Genomic DNA, 16760 nt, shown 5'->3' on the forward strand with positions numbered 1-16760 from the left:
GAGCCTTGAGCCGCGCCCTAGTCGAGCTTTGGAAGCGGTGGCAACTGCGAATTTCCTGGCTCATCGGGGTTGTTTTGCGTCGATGCAAGGGACGTGGCCGCCGGTTCAGGCTGTGGAGATGCATCCGAGTTCGTCGCCGACTCGTAGGGCTCCGGGGCAACCTCGTGAGGCAGGGCCTGCTTCCGTAGCCGCTTCCAAATCGGTCGGATCACAAAGAACCACAGTGCCGCAAGAATGATGAGCAAGAGCGCCAATCCCGGCAGGGCATACCCAAAGTCAGTGACGAAGTCGTTGAGCGAATCAACGAAGTCATTCCAGCCCTTGACGAGTCCAGCGAAGAAACCGGTGGGTTCATCGATCGGCTGCGGGGTCGCATTCGTGGTCAGGTTCACGTAAACCGTGGACATCGCCACGTCCTCGGAGAGCACCTCGAGTTGCGCCTCGAGGCTTTGCAGCTCGGCTTGCCGCTGCGAGAGCTCCTGCTCAATATCGAGCATGTCTTCCACATTCGTGGCTTGCTCGAGCATCGATTCGAGGGACGCGATGGACGATTGCAGGCTTGAGATGCGTGATTCCAGATCCACCTTGTCGAGCGTGACATCGACCGCAAACGACTCGATCTGGGTGACCTCGCCGAGTTCTTTCAGCTCGGTCAAGAACGCATCATTGTGCTCGGCAGGGACTCGGATCGTCAGATACGCCTCGGGAACCGTGTCGTTGGTGCGCTCAGTGCGTGCTTCGATACGCCCGTCATATTTTGCGACGAGTTGTTCGAGCTTACTGACGCTCCCCGGCACATCCTCGACGCGGACGTCCGCCGAAGTGGTCGTGATGATGTCGCGGTCAGCAACCGTATTGGTATCGGACGGAGCAGCGCCGCCGGCCTCGGATTGCTCCGAATCTTCGGCTGCGCCATCCATCGGGGCTTCGTCGACGAATTCCTCGGAGGGCGCGGAATACTCCTCACTCCGCTCGCCGCGATCGGATTCCGTGCTGCCACCGGCACCTGCGCATCCGGTTAGGAGCGCGAGTGTGGCGAGGCCCGCGACGAGCCCGCCCATGAGTCGTTGAGAAGTCGAGGTGCTCATACCCTCAACTGTGACACGTTGGGTGACTTAGCACATCACCGGGATGGAGAGCAAGGCTCATCCGATTGGATGAAGCGGAGTTAGCCGAACAGGTCAGGGTCTTTACCGCGCCGTTCACCCCGGTCGAGAGTGCGGATCTGGGCGCAGTCTTCGGCGCTGAGCTGGATGCGTGCCGCGGCAAGATTCTCGCGCAGGCGAGCGGGGTGGACGGTCTTGGGAATCGCCACATTGCCAAGCTTGAGGTGCCAGGCGAGAACGATCTGCGCCGGAGTGCATTCGTGCGCGGCGGCGAGGTCGGTCAGTACCGTATTGTCGAGATCCGCGCCGCGGGCGAGCGGCGACCAGGCGACCGTCGCGATGTGGTGCTGCGCGTGGAAGCGGCGCAGTTCCGGTTGCGAAAACGAGGGATGCAGTTCCACCTGATTGCAGGCTGGGGTCTCGCCGGATTCTTCGATCAGTCGGGTGAGGTGGTGTTCTTTGAAGTTCGCCACGCCGATTGAGTGTGCCCGCCCCTCGTCATGGAGACGCTGGAGCGCCTCCCAGGTCTCGAGATAGCGATCCTGTTCGGGCGCGGGCCAGTGAATCAGATAGAGATCAACTTCTTCGAGCCCGAGGTGCTCGAGCGACTCATCGAAGGCACGCAGTGTCTCGTCATAACCGTGGCGGTCTTGCCAAACCTTGGTGGTGATGTATGCATCCTCACGAGGCAAGCCGGATGCGCGGAGTCCCTCACCGAGGCCGATCTCATTCCCGTAGAGAGTTGCGGTATCGAAGTGGCGGTAGCCGATCTCGATCGCGTCTTGTACGAGCGCCGCGGTGTCTTCATTAGGCACCTTGTACAGGCCGAGCCCGAGCTGTGGAATGCGGCGTCCATCACGGAGTTCAATCGCAGGAATTTGAGCGTTCACGACTGGCTACCCTACTCCTCAGAGATTGATTCGCAATTTGGTCTCGGCCTGTTGGCGGTGGACCCTACTCGACCCGGAACCCGTGACGCTGGAGCGCTTCGCGCGAGGCGTCCTTGACGGAATAGGGGATGAGCTTGCCCTGCACCTCGACGTCCTTACGGTGACCGTGGCCGCCGACAAAGATTATGTCCTCGGCATTGGCCAGGGACACCGCCTTATCGATGCCTTCGGCGGAATCTGCGATCTCATAGGACTCGACATCCGGGAATTCCTCGCGCAGCGTCTGCATGAGTGTCGCGCGGATCGCGGCGGGGTCTTCGAAGCGGGGGTTGTAGTCGGTGACGACCACGACATCCGCAAGCGCTGCCGAGCGAGCCATATCGGGCCGCTTGGTGGCGTCGCGGTCCCCGTCGGCGCCGAAGACCATGAACAGTCGCCCCTTGGTGAAACCGCGCAGCGTGGTCAGTACCGCCCGGAAGGAAGCCGGGGTGTGGCCGTAGTCAACGTAGACACGGGGGCCGTTGCCCTCCGGGTTCACCAGCTCGAGTCGGCCGGGTAGGGGAGCGTCAAGCTCGCGCTGCGTGCCGAGCGCCTCGGCAATCTTCTCGAGGTCATAGCCGAGGTCGGTCAGCGCCACCACCGACAGCGCCATGTCGAGCGCGACGAACCAGCCCGGCTGGTTCACCGTTGCCTTGAAGCTACGCCCATCGCGGTGAGTCAACTCAAGCGCGGTGTGTTCCAAATCGAGCTCTTGGGTGGTCAGCTGCCAGTCCGCAGCGGTGTTGGCCTTTGTGGAGACCGTGGTCATCGGGACGGTTGCTTCGCGAGCGAGTTTCTGGCCCCATTCGTCATCGATCACGGTCACGCCACGTGCTGAATGCGCGGGACTAAAGAGGGGCAGTTTTGCGTTGAAATAGTTGTCGAGCGTGCCGTAGTCGTCCAGGTGATCCTGCGAGAGATTCGTGAAGATCGCGACGTCGAAGCGGAGCCCGTCAATTCGATGGTGGGTGATCGCTTGCGCAGAAACTTCAACAGCGGCAGCTTCAACGGCGTCTTCGCGCATACGCGCGACGAGCCCGTGGAGATAGTCGGCCTCTGGGGTGGTCAGTCGACCGCTCTGGCGGGTCTCAACACCCTGGGCGCCGACGCGGCGCTCGACGGTCCCCGAGAGTCCACTCTTGATGCCCATGGCGTTGAAGAGCGCCTGCAACAGATAGGTCGTGGTGGTCTTGCCGTTTGTGCCCGTGACGGCGATGAGCTTTGGGCTGCCTGGGGTGGTGTCGTAGACGGCACTCGCGGCTTGCCCCATGACCTCGCGAGGTGCGGGGTGGATGATCGTCGCAAGTCCCGCTTCGCGGGTGCGTTCGGCACCTGCTTCATCGGTCAGCGCGGCGATGGCACCGGATGCGGCGGCATGGCTAGCGAATTCGGCGCCGTGTGTTTTCTTGCCCGGCAGGGCAACGAAGAGACTTCCGGCGGCTGCGGTGTCGGAGGCGCTAGTTACGCTCGTTACCCGCAGATCAGGGCCCTCGTACTGAGCCCCAAGCCGGTGGGCGAGGTCAGTGAGCGTGATGCCGGTTGGATTGATCGGCTCCGCGAGGTTCTGTGTCATAGGGAGGTGTTCTTTCACATTGGTTTAGGTCAAATGTGCTGCACAAGTATGTCGTAAATCTCTTGAGCAAGTGGTGATCGTCGAGTCGATCAACCGCTGTCCACAACAGACCGGGGAAAACTTGTGGAGTAATTGTGAAATGTAGTGGAAAACGGCTGTGAAACGCCGTATTTCTGTGGACTCACATGTGGAGAACTACACGGTTGTAATACTGCATCTAGTCCTGCTAGCCTCTTGAAGCACAACATCTAGTGGCTCCGGCTTGGTTCGAGCACCACACCGTGTTGAGTTTCACTTCAATTAGTTTCATCTTTCGGAAGGTGCGAATCGCATGTCTATCGCCGTCTACAGCAAGCCCTCCTGTGTACAGTGCACCGCTACCTACCGCGCGCTCGACAAGCAGGGGATCGAGTACGAAGTGTTTGACGTTTCGGTCGACGAAAAGGCGCTCGCCGCGGTGAAGGAACTCGGCTACCTGCAGGCTCCCGTTGTGGTGACTGACAACGACCACTGGTCGGGCTTCCGCCCCGACAAGATCACTGAACTTTCCCAGGCACACAGCGCCTAGTCCGAACGCTGAGTTCGGAGTGCGTGGCACCGAGCGAGTGCCCGGCCACGCACACCCCGGGTCTTCGGACCCGGGCTACATTTATATACCCGAGCGAGTGGCACAGGCTGTCCCGCTCGGTACGAAATAAGAGGGTGAGATCTCAAGTGACGCAGCTCATTTACTTTTCGAGCGTGTCCGGTAACACTCATCGCTTTATCGAGAAGCTCGGCCGTGAGGCTCGGCGCATCCCGCTCTATACCCAAGAAGAGACGATCCTCGCGGATGAACCCTTCGTGCTCGTACTGCCAACATACGGTGGCGGTCACGGGCGGGGAGCCGTACCGAAACAGGTCATCAAATTTTTGAATGTACCTGAGAACCGGGCTTTGATACGCGGTGTCATCGTAGGTGGCAACACCAACTTCGGAATCGCATATGGGCTCGCCGGAGACGTGGTCGCACGCAAGTGCAATGTTCCCGTGCTCTATAAATTTGAAGTCTTCGGCACTCCCGACGACGTCGACAAGGTAAACAAAGGATTGGACCAGTTTTGGCAACAGCAACCGACTCCCACGGCAGCGTAATCGTGGAGCACAAGAAGGGTCAGAGCTCGGGCCTGGACTATCACGCGCTCAACGCGATGCTCAACCTCTACGACGATGAGGGGCGCATTCAGTTCGATAAGGACCGTGAGGCGGCTCGCGAGTACTTCCTCCAGCACGTCAACCAGAACACCGTCTTCTTCCACGACTTGGAAGAGCGCCTGACCTACCTCATCGACAACGAATACTACGAGCGCGAGGTTATCGAGCAGTACTCGATCGAGTTCATCGGTCAGCTGCGCGACCGCGCCTATAAGGCGAAGTTCCGCTTCCCGACCTTCCTCGGCGCTTTCAAGTTCTACACTTCCTACGCGCTGAAGACCTTCGACGGCAAGCGCTACCTCGAGCGGTTCGAAGACCGCGTGCTGATGGTCGCGCTCGGCCTCGCACAGGGGGATGAGCAGCTCGCCACCGCGCTCGTCGATGAGATGGTCTCGGGTCGCTTCCAGCCCGCAACCCCCACCTTCCTGAACGTCGGCAAGAAGCAGCGCGGTGAGTTCGTCAGCTGCTTCCTGCTGCGCATCGAAGACAACATGGAGTCGATCGGCCGCTCGATCAACTCGGCGCTGCAGCTGTCCAAGCGCGGTGGCGGCGTGGCCTTCAGCCTCACCAACGTGCGTGAGGCGGGTGCACCGATCAAGCAGATCGAGAACCAGTCCTCGGGCATCATCCCGATCATGAAGCTTCTGGAGGACTCCTTTAGCTACGCCAACCAGCTCGGTGCCCGCCAGGGTGCCGGCGCGGTGTACCTCAGCGCGCACCACCCCGACATCATGCGCTTCCTCGACACCAAGCGTGAGAACGCTGACGAGAAGATCCGCATCAAGACGCTCTCACTCGGTGTGGTGGTGCCGGACATCACCTTCGAGCTCGCGAAGAAGAAGGAACCGATGTACCTCTTCTCGCCGTATGACGTGGAACGCGTCTATGGCAAGCCCTTCGGTGACATCTCGGTGTCCGAGAAGTACTACGAGATGGTCGATGATGCCCGCATCCGCAAGACCAAGATTGACGCGCGGGAATTCTTCCAGACGCTCGCCGAGATTCAGTTCGAGTCCGGCTACCCGTACATCATGTACGAGGACACCGTGAACCGTGCGAACCCGATCGAGGGTCGCATCAACATGTCGAACCTCTGCTCCGAGATCCTGCAGGTCAACAGCCCCTCGACCTACAACGCCGACCTCTCCTATGACGAGATCGGTGACGACATCTCCTGCAACCTCGGTTCCATGAACATTGCGCTCGCGATGGACTCGGCCGACCTCGGAAAGGCGATTGAAACCGCGATCCGCGGCCTCACCGCCGTGAGTGACATGTCGAGCATTGACTCGGTGCCGTCCATCCGTCAGGGGAACAGTGCATCCCACGCCATCGGCCTCGGCCAGATGAACCTGCACGGCTACCTCGGTCGCGAGCGGGTGCACTACGGCTCCGAAGAGGGCCTCGACTTCACGAACATCTACTTCTACACCGTCGTCTATCACGCGATCCGCGCATCCATGAGCCTCGCCCGCGAGCGCGGCCAGCGCTTCGGTGGCTTCGAGAACTCGAAGTACGCATCCGGCGAATTCTTCGACAAATACACCGAGCAGGAATGGCTGCCGAAGACCGAGCGCGTGCGTGAGCTATTCGCCGACCACCACATCCCAACCCAGGATGACTGGCGTGCGCTCAAGGCGGATGTGCAGCAGTACGGCATGTACAACCGCAACCTGCAGGCCGTGCCGCCGACCGGTTCGATCTCGTACATCAACAACTCGACGTCGTCGATTCACCCGATCGCGTCGAAGGTGGAGATCCGCAAGGAAGGCAAGATCGGCCGCGTCTACTACCCGGCGCCGTTCATGAACAATGACAACCTCGAATACTTCGAGGATGCGTACGAGATCGGCTACGAGAAGATCATCGACACGTACGCCGAGGCGACCCAGCACGTCGACCAGGGCCTGTCGCTCACGCTGTTCTTCAAGGACACCGCAACGACGCGTGACATTAACAAGGCGCAGATCTACGCGTGGCGTAAGGGCATCAAGACGCTGTACTACATTCGACTGCGTCAGCTTGCGCTTGAAGGAACTGAAATCGAGGGTTGCGTCAGCTGCATGCTGTAACCCACTGGCCGCGGCGTCGCGAATCTCGTGACGCCGCGGTTGTGTGTAACGAAGTGAGAAGAATAAGAAGGGGAGCGAACCGCTCATGATGACCGAGCAGTCGAAGCGTGATCCGCACGTCGACCACATTGAGGCGATCAACTGGAACCGCATCGACGACGATAAAGATCTCGAGATCTGGAACCGACTGACGAATAACTTCTGGCTGCCCGAAAAGGTGCCCCTGTCGAACGACATCCAGTCGTGGAACACGCTCACCGAAGAAGAGCAGACCGTCACCATGCGCGTGTTCGCGGGGCTCACTCTGCTCGACACGATTCAGGGCACGGTCGGCGCGGTCACCATGATTCCCGATGCGACCACCCTCCACGAGGAGGCCGTGCTCACGAACATTGCGTTCATGGAGTCGGTGCACGCCAAGAGCTATTCCTCGATCTTCTCGACGCTCGCGAACACGCAGCAGATCGATGACGTATTCCGCTGGGCTCGGGAGCACCCGAACCTGCAGAAGAAGGCGCAGATCATCGTTGACTACTACAACGGTGAAGACCCGCTTAAGCGCAAGGTCGCGTCGACCATCCTCGAGTCCTTCCTCTTCTACTCGGGCTTCTACCTGCCGATGTACTGGTCGGCACACGCGAAGCTCACGAACACCGCTGACCTCATCCGCCTGATCATCCGCGATGAGGCCGTGCACGGTTACTACATCGGCTACAAGTATCAGCGCGAGCTCGCGAAGATTACCGATGAAGATCGCAAGCAGGAGCTCAAGGACTGGACCTTCTCGCTGCTCTACGACCTCTACGAGAATGAGGTCGCGTTCACGCACGACCTCTACGACGGTGTCGGTTGGTCGGAGGACGTCAAGAAGTTCCTCCACTACAACGCGAACAAGGCGATGATGAACCTCGGTTACGAGCCGATGTTCCCCTCGAGCGTGACGGACGTGAACCCGTCGATCCTCGCGGCGCTCTCGCCGGGGTCGGACGAGAACCACGACTTCTTCTCGGGCTCGGGCTCGTCGTATGTGATCGGCGTGGCCGAGAACACCGAGGACGAGGACTGGGACTTCTAGAAGTTTTTTGAAGCGCCCCGGCTGAAAAGCCTGGTCAGAGGCCCGGATCCGCGAAATCTCGCGGGTTCGGGCCTTGTTCATGCTCTCTGTTCGACGACAGAGGAGGACAGAAATGACCAGGAACACCCATTCGGAGTGGCACGCGGATGGCACGCGTGCACCTTCCCCGCGGAAGCGAGGGAGCCTACCCACCAAAATTTGGGTTCGGCAGGGCGCCGAGTCCGTGCCACTCCGTGCCACAGGAAGCACCGCTAACCCCATGAGATCCGCGGAATCATGCGGATACTCGCCGATGCGCGGAGTGAGTGGCACGGAGTGGCACGAGCGTCCATTCGCGTCCATCCGAGTACACGGGAGGGCATCATGAGTGCGACGAAGAGGGAATCGTGGGGGAGCCTGCGCAAGTTGCCCTCCGGTCGTTGGCAGGCCCGGTACCCGGGCCCAGATGGCGAGACCTACACGGCGAGAACCGACGACGATAAGTCGCTTACATTTCTCACCAAGACGGACGCCCGCCGATGGCTTGCGGCGGTGCATACGAAGATTTCGCTCGGACAGTGGGAGCCACCGGCGGTCGTGGCGGCACGAAACCGCGCTGACGCGGAGCAGGAAAAAGCGCGCTCCATGGGCTTCGAGGAGTACTCGAAGCGTTGGCTGCAGATGATCAGAACCGAACCGAACCGCAGCGGCAAGATGCGAGCCGCTGGAACTGTTCGCTCCTACGCGGGCAAAGTGACGGGGTATCTCGTGCCGGAATTTGGCGATACTCCTTTGAAGGAGATTGATGCCGATCGCATTCGCGAGATGACAGATCGGCTCGATCAGATTCCGGCACCGTTGAATCCGAAGTCGAAGTTCAACGGAATCACGAGACCGGTACTGATCGTGCTCATGATGATCCTGCGTCAAGCCGCCCGAGATGGCGTCATCCCCGCGGCACCGAACGTCTCGATCCCGCGCCAGGAGTCCGTCCGTTACGACGCCGACCACGACGAAAGCGAAGACGTCATTACGCCGGTACAGGTCGAAGCCCTGTACGAGGCAGTGCCGAACCAGTGGGCAATCATGGTGCAGCTTGCTGCATGGTGCCAACTCCGACGGGGCGAGTGTTTGGGCGTGCAACGCCGAGACATCGAATGGCATGACGATGGCAGCGCAACATTGCACGTGCGCCGCCAGCTCAACGCCAACACCGGCGACTATACGGAGCTGAAAAGTGAGGCGGGCAAGCGTTCGTTGAGCGTTCCGAAACTCATGATTCGTCGTTTGAAGGAACACTTCAACGAATACGTCGCTCCGGAGGCCAAAGCTCCCGTGATCCCATCGAGCCCGCGGGGCAGCGTGCCGCTTTCGAACACTCGCTGGGGGTACATCTGGGCTGACGCACGTGAGCGCGTTCCAAACCTGCCGCATCGCTTCCGGTTCCATGACCTCCGGCACACGGGCTTGACGCTCTTCGCGCAGGAGGGAGCAACTCTCGCGGAGCTGATGCGACGCGGCGGCCACGCTGACATCCATATCGCGCTCCGATACCAGCACGCCACGATGAGTCGAGATCGGGAGTTGGCGGATCGCATGAGTGTACGTGTCGCCGCGACGATCGCCGAGGCACCAAGCGAGGGCGAGACATCGCAACCGGACAGCGCTGGACACCTGTGAAGCAAAGGTAGTCAGCTCACAGAAGGGCCGCATGATGATCGCTCGACAGTCGCAGGAACTCCAGGACTCTGTGCTGGTTTCACTCGCAGTGGCAGCAGAGAGCTTGGGTGTCTCGGTCAAGACCCTTCGGCGCCGGATCTCTGATGGAACCGTGCGCGGCTACCGTGTCGGTCGGCTCATCCGCGTCGACCTTGATGAAGTGCGAAATGCCTTGGTCGTGGAGATTCCCACAGCGAGGTAGCCGCTACAACGCGCGGCTCGTTGGAGATTGTGATCGAGACGCTCCCGGGCGGACCGAGTTCCGACTGGGAGCGTCTTCGGTGTCCAGGGCGCGCATCACGTCCGACGCGCGGACAATGACTTCAGCACCGCCGTCTTGCAACAGATGATTCGTGCCGGAGCTGGCAGCGCTCGTGATGGGGCCGGGCACTGCACCAACGATTCGGCCGAGTGCGTTGGCCTCATGAGCAGTATGAAGCGCACCGGACCGAAACCCTGCTTCAACAACGACCGTGGCTCCGGATAGTGCTGCGAGGATGCGAGAACGATCCAGAAATCGCTGCCGGGTTGGTGCGACGCGGGGTGGCGCCTCAGAAAGCACCAGACCAGCACGTGCGACCGAGGCCACCAGTTCACTGTGCCCCGCGGGGTAGGGGCGGTCGATCCCGGAAGCGAGCACTGCGATGGTGTTGCCCCCTTCGGCAAGCGCGGCACGGTGTACTGATCCTTCGATTCCGTATGCCGCGCCAGCGACCAGCGTCTTGCCGTTTCGGACCAGCTCACCGGCGAGGTCCTCGGTGATGTGCGTGCCATACGCTGTGGCTGCTCTCGCACCAGTGACGGTGACGAATCGTGAGAGTGTGTTGCCGAGTAGATCTGTACGCCCGCGCGCCCACAGCGCATACGGGGCACGATCTCCGAGGTCGGCTATCCCAGTCGGCCAATCTGGATCGCTCGGGATCAGCACCCGGTAATTCTCGTTGCTGAGTGTCTGTGGGGCAAGATAATCCACACCGGCTCGGGGACGCATACGATCTCGCCAAACGGCCGATTCGACCGCATCCATTCCTGGCACTGTGATGTCGCGCTCGATGAGAGTGATTGCCTCAACGGCGCCGACGTTGTTTATAAGCGCACCGGTCGAGATGTCGCCCGGTGTACCGATCACGGCCAAAAGCTGGCGAGCCGTTCTTTCGTCCTTGGCGAGGGCAGTGAGCGTTGGCATGGGAAGCCTCCTTGGCTATGTATCGCTCAGGAGGTGCGCGGGAGCTGCCCTTTCGCCAATCGGAATGTCGGCGTACCCTGGAGGTTGAAGCAGGTTCTCAACTCTGCGGGCCCTCCGTGGCGGCCCTTTTGGGCGTTCGATCACACGCTGCTTCCTCGACGGAGAACGACGTGTGACGAGAGGCCCATCATGATTCGCCCACTCTTGGCGATCACGAGCTTCATTTACTCGCTCCTGCAGCGCTACGCCCCGAGCAACATCGTGCTCCGGTGGATCCGGAGTCGGCGTGGGTTGAAGTGGGGAGTGCCTGCCATGCTCCTCGCCCTGCCATACCTCGGCTTTGCGTTTTGGTGCTCATCTGTGGCAGCTGGTGGCGGCCCAGGATGGCTGAATCTCCTTGTCCTTCTCAGCCTGTGGAATGCGATGAAATTCATCATGTTTGGACCCATTAGCCTGATCATCTTGTGTCGCGTGCGTGCAAAGGAACTCGATGAACGGCGTGACGGCGAGAAAGTGTCCGAGCTGGCCCTGAACTGATTCCGACCGACCGCGACAGCGGCGCCGATAGTGCGGCCGAATCAGACCGATCAAGCCTCCGGAGCCGCTGTCGGCACCCGATTCGTTGGTGCCGTATGAGTGTGGGGTAGAATTGACGGTATGCATTTGTACTTCCTGTGATGGTTGAGTAGGCCTACCGTGCTCGTTGAGTAGCTCCGAGCTTGCGGCGGCCGCTTGTTCTGGCCCCATGGAGGGTCGCCGTCATTCGCGTACCCGCTTGCTGTTCGGCTTGTCGTGGTGCGCCTTGCTGAAGGATTTGAATGCTTACCCCTACTAACCGTCATCCGGCGCGCCATCGCGCGCAGCTCACCGCTTCCGACGTCTCCGTAATGCGAGGCGTAACCCCGGTGCTCAACCATGTCGATCTTGTCGTCACTCCCGCGTCCCGTGTGGCGATCGTCGGAGAGAACGGGCGCGGAAAGACCACACTTCTGCACGCGCTCGCGGGCACGCTGGTACCTGATAGTGGAACGATCCAGCGCATCGGCACGCTCGGGCTCGCTGAACAAGAGATGGACTCCACCGACAACCGAACCGTTGGGCAGGCCGTCGCGGAGGCCATCGCCGAACCGCTCGCAGCGCTGGCCACACTCGACGACGCCGCTGCCGCTCTCGCGGAAGGGAGTAGCGAGGCCGCAGAGCAGTACGCTGCGGCCTTGGAAGATGCGGAAGCGCTCGACGCTTGGGATGCCGAGCGCCGGGTACAAATCGCGCTCGAAGCACTCGACGTCGAAACCGACATGACGCGGTTGCTCGCTGATCTGTCTGTGGGGCAGCGATATCGAGTGCGGTTGGCCTGCCTGTTGGGGGCTGAAGATGATTTCTTACTGCTGGACGAGCCCACCAATCACCTCGACCGCAGCGGACTTGATTTCTTGACCATGCAACTCCGCACGCGCAACGGTGGTGTCGTCATCGTCAGCCACGATCGCGCGCTGCTCTCTGACATTGCGGAGACGGTGGTCGACCTCGATCCGACACCTGATGATCGCCCCCGCATCTACGGCAACGGGTACGCGGGATACCGAGAAGGGCGCCTGGCCGAGCGGGAACGCTGGGAGCAGGAGTACGAGCGTCAGCAGCAGGAGCAAGCGCGGCTGCAGGAGAGTCTCAGCGCTGCGCAGAATCGGCTGGTGTCGGGGTGGCGACCGGAGAAGGGGTCACCGAAGCACGGCCGCGCGACGCGCGCGGGCGGGCTAGTGCAGAGCGTGCACCGACGCCAGGAAGCGCTCGAAGCACACGCGGTGACGGTGCCAGAACCACCGCAACTGTTCCAGTTCCCCGACCTGCCCACACGAAAAGGGGCGGTGCTGCTAAACGTCGACAACGTGAGCTTTGCCGGGAGGTTAGCGCAGCCGGTGTCGTTCGAACTCTCGCACCGCGGCAGGCTCGTGATCACCGGCTCGAACGGGGCCGGAAAGTCGACGCTCCTGAGTATCGCGGCGGGCGAACTACTGCCAGACACGGGAACAGTGCGGACATCCCGTGGCACCCGTTTGGGTTTTCTTCGTCAGGAGACGATGCTGCCGCCGGATCGCCGGGCGAATGAGATATACGCCCGTCACCTCGACGAACTCGTCGGTCAAGGAACGCTGCAGTCATCTGAGACGGTCGGTCTCGGTCAACTTGGACTGCTGCGATCGCGCGAGGCAGGCAAACGAGTGGGTGAACTGTCGATGGGTCAACAACGACGCCTCGATCTGGCGCTCGTACTCGCGGCACGCCCGCACGTGCTACTGCTAGACGAACCCACCAACCACCTCTCCATCGCGCTCGTTGACGAACTCACCGAGGCACTCGGGGCTACCCAAGCGGCCGTCGTACTGTCGACCCACGACCGGCAACTCCTGCGCGATGTCGCCCAATGGCCTCATATTCATCTGATGGCGATGGCTGAAGGCGAGGCGCTGGTATGAGCAACACCATCAAGCTCCGCGCACTCCGCCCATTGGCATCAGGTGATTACCGTCTCCTGTTTGCCGCCGTCGGCATCGAGGTATTCGGGACCGGTATGTGGACGATCGTCATGGTCTTCCAAGTACTCGCACTCGATGACAGCCCACTTGCCTTGTCGGCGGTCGCAACCGGAATGAGTCTTGGCCTGTTCTCCTTCTCCGTTCTCGGTGGGGTTGTCGCCGACCGGTTCTCCAAACGGCGGATTCTCATCACAGTGCAGGGCTCAACGGCCGCGATCATGACCGCCGTGGCGGTCCTGTCGCTCACCGGTAATATCGAACTTTGGCACGTCGCCGCAGTCTCGTTCGCGATGGCTGCCGGGAGCGCCTTTTTCTACCCTGCGTACAGTGCTTACCTACCTGTGGTCCTTCCGCCGGAGCAGCTCCTGGCCGCGAATGGGCTCGAAGGGGCGCTCCGTCCATCGATGGGGCAAGGGCTGGGCCCGGCCCTCGGTGGAGTCATCGTCGGTATATTCTTCCCCGCTATCGGAGCGGTCATCGTCGCGGCTTCGTACGCGATTGCTTTCGTCATCACCTTGTTTCTTAGCCGTCGTGACGAACACACTGAGCCCACTTCTCCCGAGGATCGCCCGAGCGTCTGGGGTGACCTTCGTGCGGGGGTTGCCTACGTGGCTCGTACACGCTGGTTGCTTTGGACGCTGATCTTCGGGTCGTCGCTTGCGCTCATTGTCCAAGGCCCGATCGAAGTTCTCCTCCCGTTCCTCACCCGCGACCGATTCGAGGATGCTGAAGCTACTTTCGGGTTTCTTCTGGCCGCATATGGGATAGGTGGGGCTGTCGGTTCGCTGATCGTGTCGTCGTTGAAGCTTCCACGTCGGTACTTGACGTTTATGATCCTGTGCTGGGGTGGAGGAACACTACCTCTTGTGGTCATTGGCGTTGCCGACAATTTGATCCTCATGCTCTCCGCGCTCTTTGTCGCCCGAAGTCGCAGAACCCGCACCTGATCATCCACCAGCGCTCCGCGCCCAGGCTGATGGCCGCCAGCCGGACCTATCCCTGGCAGCAGGTCGGTATCCGCCCGCAGGCTCTCCGCGAAGATCGCATCCTCGCCGAAGCTCACGCCACCCGCGGCGACGCGAGACGGATCAGCGACCTCTTCGGTCTTAGCATCGAAGGCACCAACCGCTACATCGATACCCTCGAACATCCCGACCTCACAGCCAGCGACGATCACACACCCTCCGACCCAGACCTGGGCTCGCAAGCGAACACTGGGCAAACACTCCCGCTCACCCCGCGTTCCAACTTGCACCTTGATTCGAGGAACATCAATATAGAATTATGTCGAATCAAGGAGTGACGGAGGCAGCGCCCGCCGCGCGGAAGCTGTCGACGCTGGATCGGTGGCTGCCCGCATGGATCGGGACCGCGATGCTCGTAGGGCTCTTGCTGGGCCGCTTCATCCCTGGCGTCTCGGAGCTGCTGGCCCGTATGGAGGTGGGCGGGGTCTCGGTGCCGATCGGCCTGGGGCTGCTGGTGATGATGTACCCGGTGCTCGCGAAGGTCCGCTACGACTAGGTCGCCGCCGTCACCGGCGACAAGCGCCTCCTCGTCTCCTCGCTGCTGCTGAACTGGATCGCAGGCCCGGCGGTGATGTTCGCTCTCGCGTGGCTGTTCCTGCCCGATCTGCCCGAGTACCGGACGGGGCTGATCATCGTGGGTCTCGCCCGGTGCATCGCGATGGTCGTGATCTGGAACGACCTCGCCTGCGGTGACCGGGAGGCGACGGCGGTGCTGGTGGCGATCAACTCGGTGTTCCAGGTCGTGATGTTCTCGGTGCTCGGCTGGTTCTACCTCACGATCCTTCCCGCCTGGCTCGGCCTGGACACCCAAGGGCTGGATGTGTCGATGGGGCAGATCGCCCTGAACGTGCTCATCTTCCTCGGCATACCCCTGGTCGCGGGGTTCGCTTCCCGCTGGGTCGGCGAGAAGCGCCGCGGACGTGCCTGGTACCAGGAGACGTTCCTGCCGAGGGTGGGGCCGTGGGCGCTGTATGGGCTGCTGTTCACGATCGTGCTGCTGTTCGCGCTGCAGGGCGACCAGATCGCGGATCGGCCGTGGGATGTGGCGCGGATCGCGCTGCCCTTGCTCATCTACTTCGCGCTCATGTGGTTCACGGGCCTCCTGCTCGGCAAACGCCTAGGCCTTGGGTATGCCCGCTCGACCACGCTCGCGTTCACCGCGGCCGGGAACAACTTCGAGCTCGCGATCGCGGTCGCGATCGGCACCTTCGGGGCGACCTCCGGGCAAGCCCTCGCGGGTGTCGTCGGCCCGCTCATCGAGGTGCCGGTCCTTGTCGGCCTCGTCTATGTCTCGCTCTGGGCTGCCCGCGCCTGGTTCCACACCGACCCCTACCAAGGAGCCGCATCATGACCACCACGCTCGAAACCGACGCCTGCGCGCCGACAACTACGCACGCCATCGGCACCGAGGCGGCCGCGACGGTCGCCGAGGCGTTGAAGTCGCTGTCTGACCCGCTGCGGTTGCGGATGCTCTCGGCGATCGCGACCGACCCGCGCGGCGAGTGCTGCGTCTGCGACCTCGCAGCACTCGCCGACGTGTCGCAGCCCACGATCTCGCATCACCTGAAGGTGCTCAAGGCGACGGGGATGCTGCTGTCGGAGCGGCGCGGCACCTGGGTGTACTACCGGATCGCTCCCGCCCGGCGCGGTGCGGTGACGGCGCTGCTGGACGCGTTCGCGCCCGCCGCGACCCTCGACACCAGCGAAGACGACGCGGCCGAGCGTGCGGAAGCGCTGCGCACGATGGACGGCCGCGTGACCCGCCTCGCCGACGAACTCGCCGACGAACTGACCGGCCTGAACCGCGACCTCGTGACCGCGATCGTCAGAGAATCCTACGCCGGGCTCGTCCGGTCGGCGAAACTCACCCAGCACATGATCCCCCTCACCGAGCGGTTCGCCAGGCAGCGCCTCGCCGACCTCACCCGCGACCGTCAAGCCGGGGTGCCGCAGGTGCTGTTCGTGTGCGTGCAGAACGCGGGCCGCTCCCAGCTCGCCGCCGCCCTCGTGAACCAACTCGCCGACGGCAAAGTCATCGCCCGCTCCGCAGGCTCCACCCCAGCCGCGGACGTGCACCCGCACGTCCGGTCGCTCATCACCCAGATCGAGGGCGAGCGGCAGGCGGAGTCGGCGTTCCCGAAGCCACTCACCGACGATGCCGTGCGCGCCGCCGACGTGGTCGTGACGATGGGCTGCGGGGATGTGTGCCCGATCATCCCCGGCGTCCGCTACGAAGACTGGGCCGTGGGCGACCCCGCCCTCGCCTCCCCGGAAGGCGTCGCCGCGATCCGCGACGATATCGAGGGCCGCGTCCGTGGCCTCATCGACACCCTCCTCACCGACTGAACCACCGAGAAAGAGCAAGCAG

The 16760-nt window shown here is 62.0% G+C and carries 15 protein-coding genes and 1 pseudogene; 12 read left to right on the forward strand and 4 right to left on the reverse strand.

The features are described from left to right. Positions 1-17 precede the first annotated feature (17 nt). The 3 genes from F8O05_RS07960 to F8O05_RS07970 all read right to left on the reverse strand — a co-directional run bounded on the left by F8O05_RS07960 (position 18) and on the right by F8O05_RS07970 (position 3608). Positions 18-1088, reverse strand: a complete 1071-nt coding sequence (locus F8O05_RS07960; RefSeq protein WP_158052214.1) for a DUF4349 domain-containing protein — start codon at positions 1086-1088, stop codon at positions 18-20. A gap of 80 nt (positions 1089-1168) precedes the next feature. After that, positions 1169-1996 carry an aldo/keto reductase gene (locus F8O05_RS07965; protein WP_158052215.1) on the reverse strand — a complete coding sequence of 276 codons (828 nt, stop codon included), beginning with the start codon at positions 1994-1996 and terminating at the stop codon, positions 1169-1171. 64 nt (positions 1997-2060) lie between these two features. Further along, complete coding sequence (locus F8O05_RS07970; protein WP_158052216.1) at positions 2061-3608, reverse strand: Mur ligase family protein; 1548 nt, start codon at positions 3606-3608, stop codon at positions 2061-2063. 331 nt (positions 3609-3939) lie between these two features. Between F8O05_RS07970 and nrdH the strand changes: the two genes are divergently transcribed. The 6 genes from nrdH to F8O05_RS08000 all read left to right on the forward strand — a co-directional run bounded on the left by nrdH (position 3940) and on the right by F8O05_RS08000 (position 9849). Beyond that, positions 3940-4176 (forward strand): glutaredoxin-like protein NrdH, encoded by a 237-nt coding sequence (gene nrdH, locus F8O05_RS07975; protein WP_158052217.1) that lies wholly within the window; start codon positions 3940-3942, stop codon positions 4174-4176. A 146-nt stretch (positions 4177-4322) separates the two neighbouring features. Beyond that, on the forward strand, positions 4323-4742 hold the full coding sequence (gene nrdI, locus F8O05_RS07980; protein ID WP_158052218.1) for a class Ib ribonucleoside-diphosphate reductase assembly flavoprotein NrdI: 420 nt from the start codon (positions 4323-4325) through the stop codon (positions 4740-4742). A 2-nt stretch (positions 4743-4744) separates the two neighbouring features. After that, positions 4745-6874, forward strand: coding sequence for a class 1b ribonucleoside-diphosphate reductase subunit alpha (gene nrdE, locus F8O05_RS07985; RefSeq protein WP_263970288.1), 2130 nt, complete (start codon positions 4745-4747; stop codon positions 6872-6874). Positions 6875-6962: 88 nt separating this feature from the next. Next, the gene (nrdF, locus tag F8O05_RS07990; protein WP_158052333.1) at positions 6963-7949 is read left to right on the forward strand and encodes a class 1b ribonucleoside-diphosphate reductase subunit beta; all 987 of its coding nucleotides are present in this window, start codon (positions 6963-6965) and stop codon (positions 7947-7949) included. A gap of 363 nt (positions 7950-8312) precedes the next feature. Further along, on the forward strand, positions 8313-9608 hold the full coding sequence (locus F8O05_RS07995; protein ID WP_158052219.1) for a tyrosine-type recombinase/integrase: 1296 nt from the start codon (positions 8313-8315) through the stop codon (positions 9606-9608). 31 nt (positions 9609-9639) lie between these two features. After that, positions 9640-9849 (forward strand): excisionase family DNA-binding protein, encoded by a 210-nt coding sequence (locus tag F8O05_RS08000; RefSeq protein ID WP_158052220.1) that lies wholly within the window; start codon positions 9640-9642, stop codon positions 9847-9849. A gap of 3 nt (positions 9850-9852) precedes the next feature. Here the strand turns inward: F8O05_RS08000 and dprA are convergent, their stop codons facing one another. Then, the gene (gene dprA, locus F8O05_RS08005) at positions 9853-10833 is read right to left on the reverse strand and encodes a DNA-processing protein DprA (RefSeq protein WP_158052221.1); all 981 of its coding nucleotides are present in this window, start codon (positions 10831-10833) and stop codon (positions 9853-9855) included. Between the two features lie 189 nt (positions 10834-11022). On the opposite strand from dprA, the gene F8O05_RS08010 reads away from it, so the two are divergent. The 6 genes and pseudogenes from F8O05_RS08010 to F8O05_RS08035 all read left to right on the forward strand — a co-directional run bounded on the left by F8O05_RS08010 (position 11023) and on the right by F8O05_RS08035 (position 16738). After that, positions 11023-11370: a sulfate permease gene (locus tag F8O05_RS08010; RefSeq protein ID WP_158052222.1), complete on the forward strand. Its 348-nt coding sequence runs from the start codon at positions 11023-11025 to the stop codon at positions 11368-11370. A gap of 281 nt (positions 11371-11651) precedes the next feature. Then, complete coding sequence (locus F8O05_RS08015; protein WP_158052223.1) at positions 11652-13307, forward strand: ABC-F family ATP-binding cassette domain-containing protein; 1656 nt, start codon at positions 11652-11654, stop codon at positions 13305-13307. Next, positions 13304-14314, forward strand: coding sequence for an MFS transporter (locus F8O05_RS08020; protein WP_225735798.1), 1011 nt, complete (start codon positions 13304-13306; stop codon positions 14312-14314). Before F8O05_RS08015 ends, F8O05_RS08020 begins: the two co-directional genes overlap by 4 nt. 29 nt (positions 14315-14343) lie before the next feature. Continuing rightward, complete coding sequence (locus tag F8O05_RS14790) at positions 14344-14670, forward strand: hypothetical protein (protein WP_192497091.1); 327 nt, start codon at positions 14344-14346, stop codon at positions 14668-14670. Further along, a pseudogene (gene arsB, locus F8O05_RS08030) lies at positions 14652-15743 on the forward strand (ACR3 family arsenite efflux transporter). The gene F8O05_RS14790 and the pseudogene arsB overlap by 19 nt, the downstream one beginning before the upstream one ends. Then, on the forward strand, positions 15740-16738 hold the full coding sequence (locus tag F8O05_RS08035) for a metalloregulator ArsR/SmtB family transcription factor (RefSeq protein WP_158052224.1): 999 nt from the start codon (positions 15740-15742) through the stop codon (positions 16736-16738). The pseudogene arsB and the gene F8O05_RS08035 overlap by 4 nt, the downstream one beginning before the upstream one ends. The last annotated feature ends 22 nt before the right edge of the window (positions 16739-16760 follow it).

This window comes from Gulosibacter chungangensis (assembly GCF_008831155.1).
In the GTDB taxonomy this organism is placed as follows: Bacteria; Actinomycetota; Actinomycetes; order Actinomycetales; family Microbacteriaceae; genus Gulosibacter; species Gulosibacter chungangensis.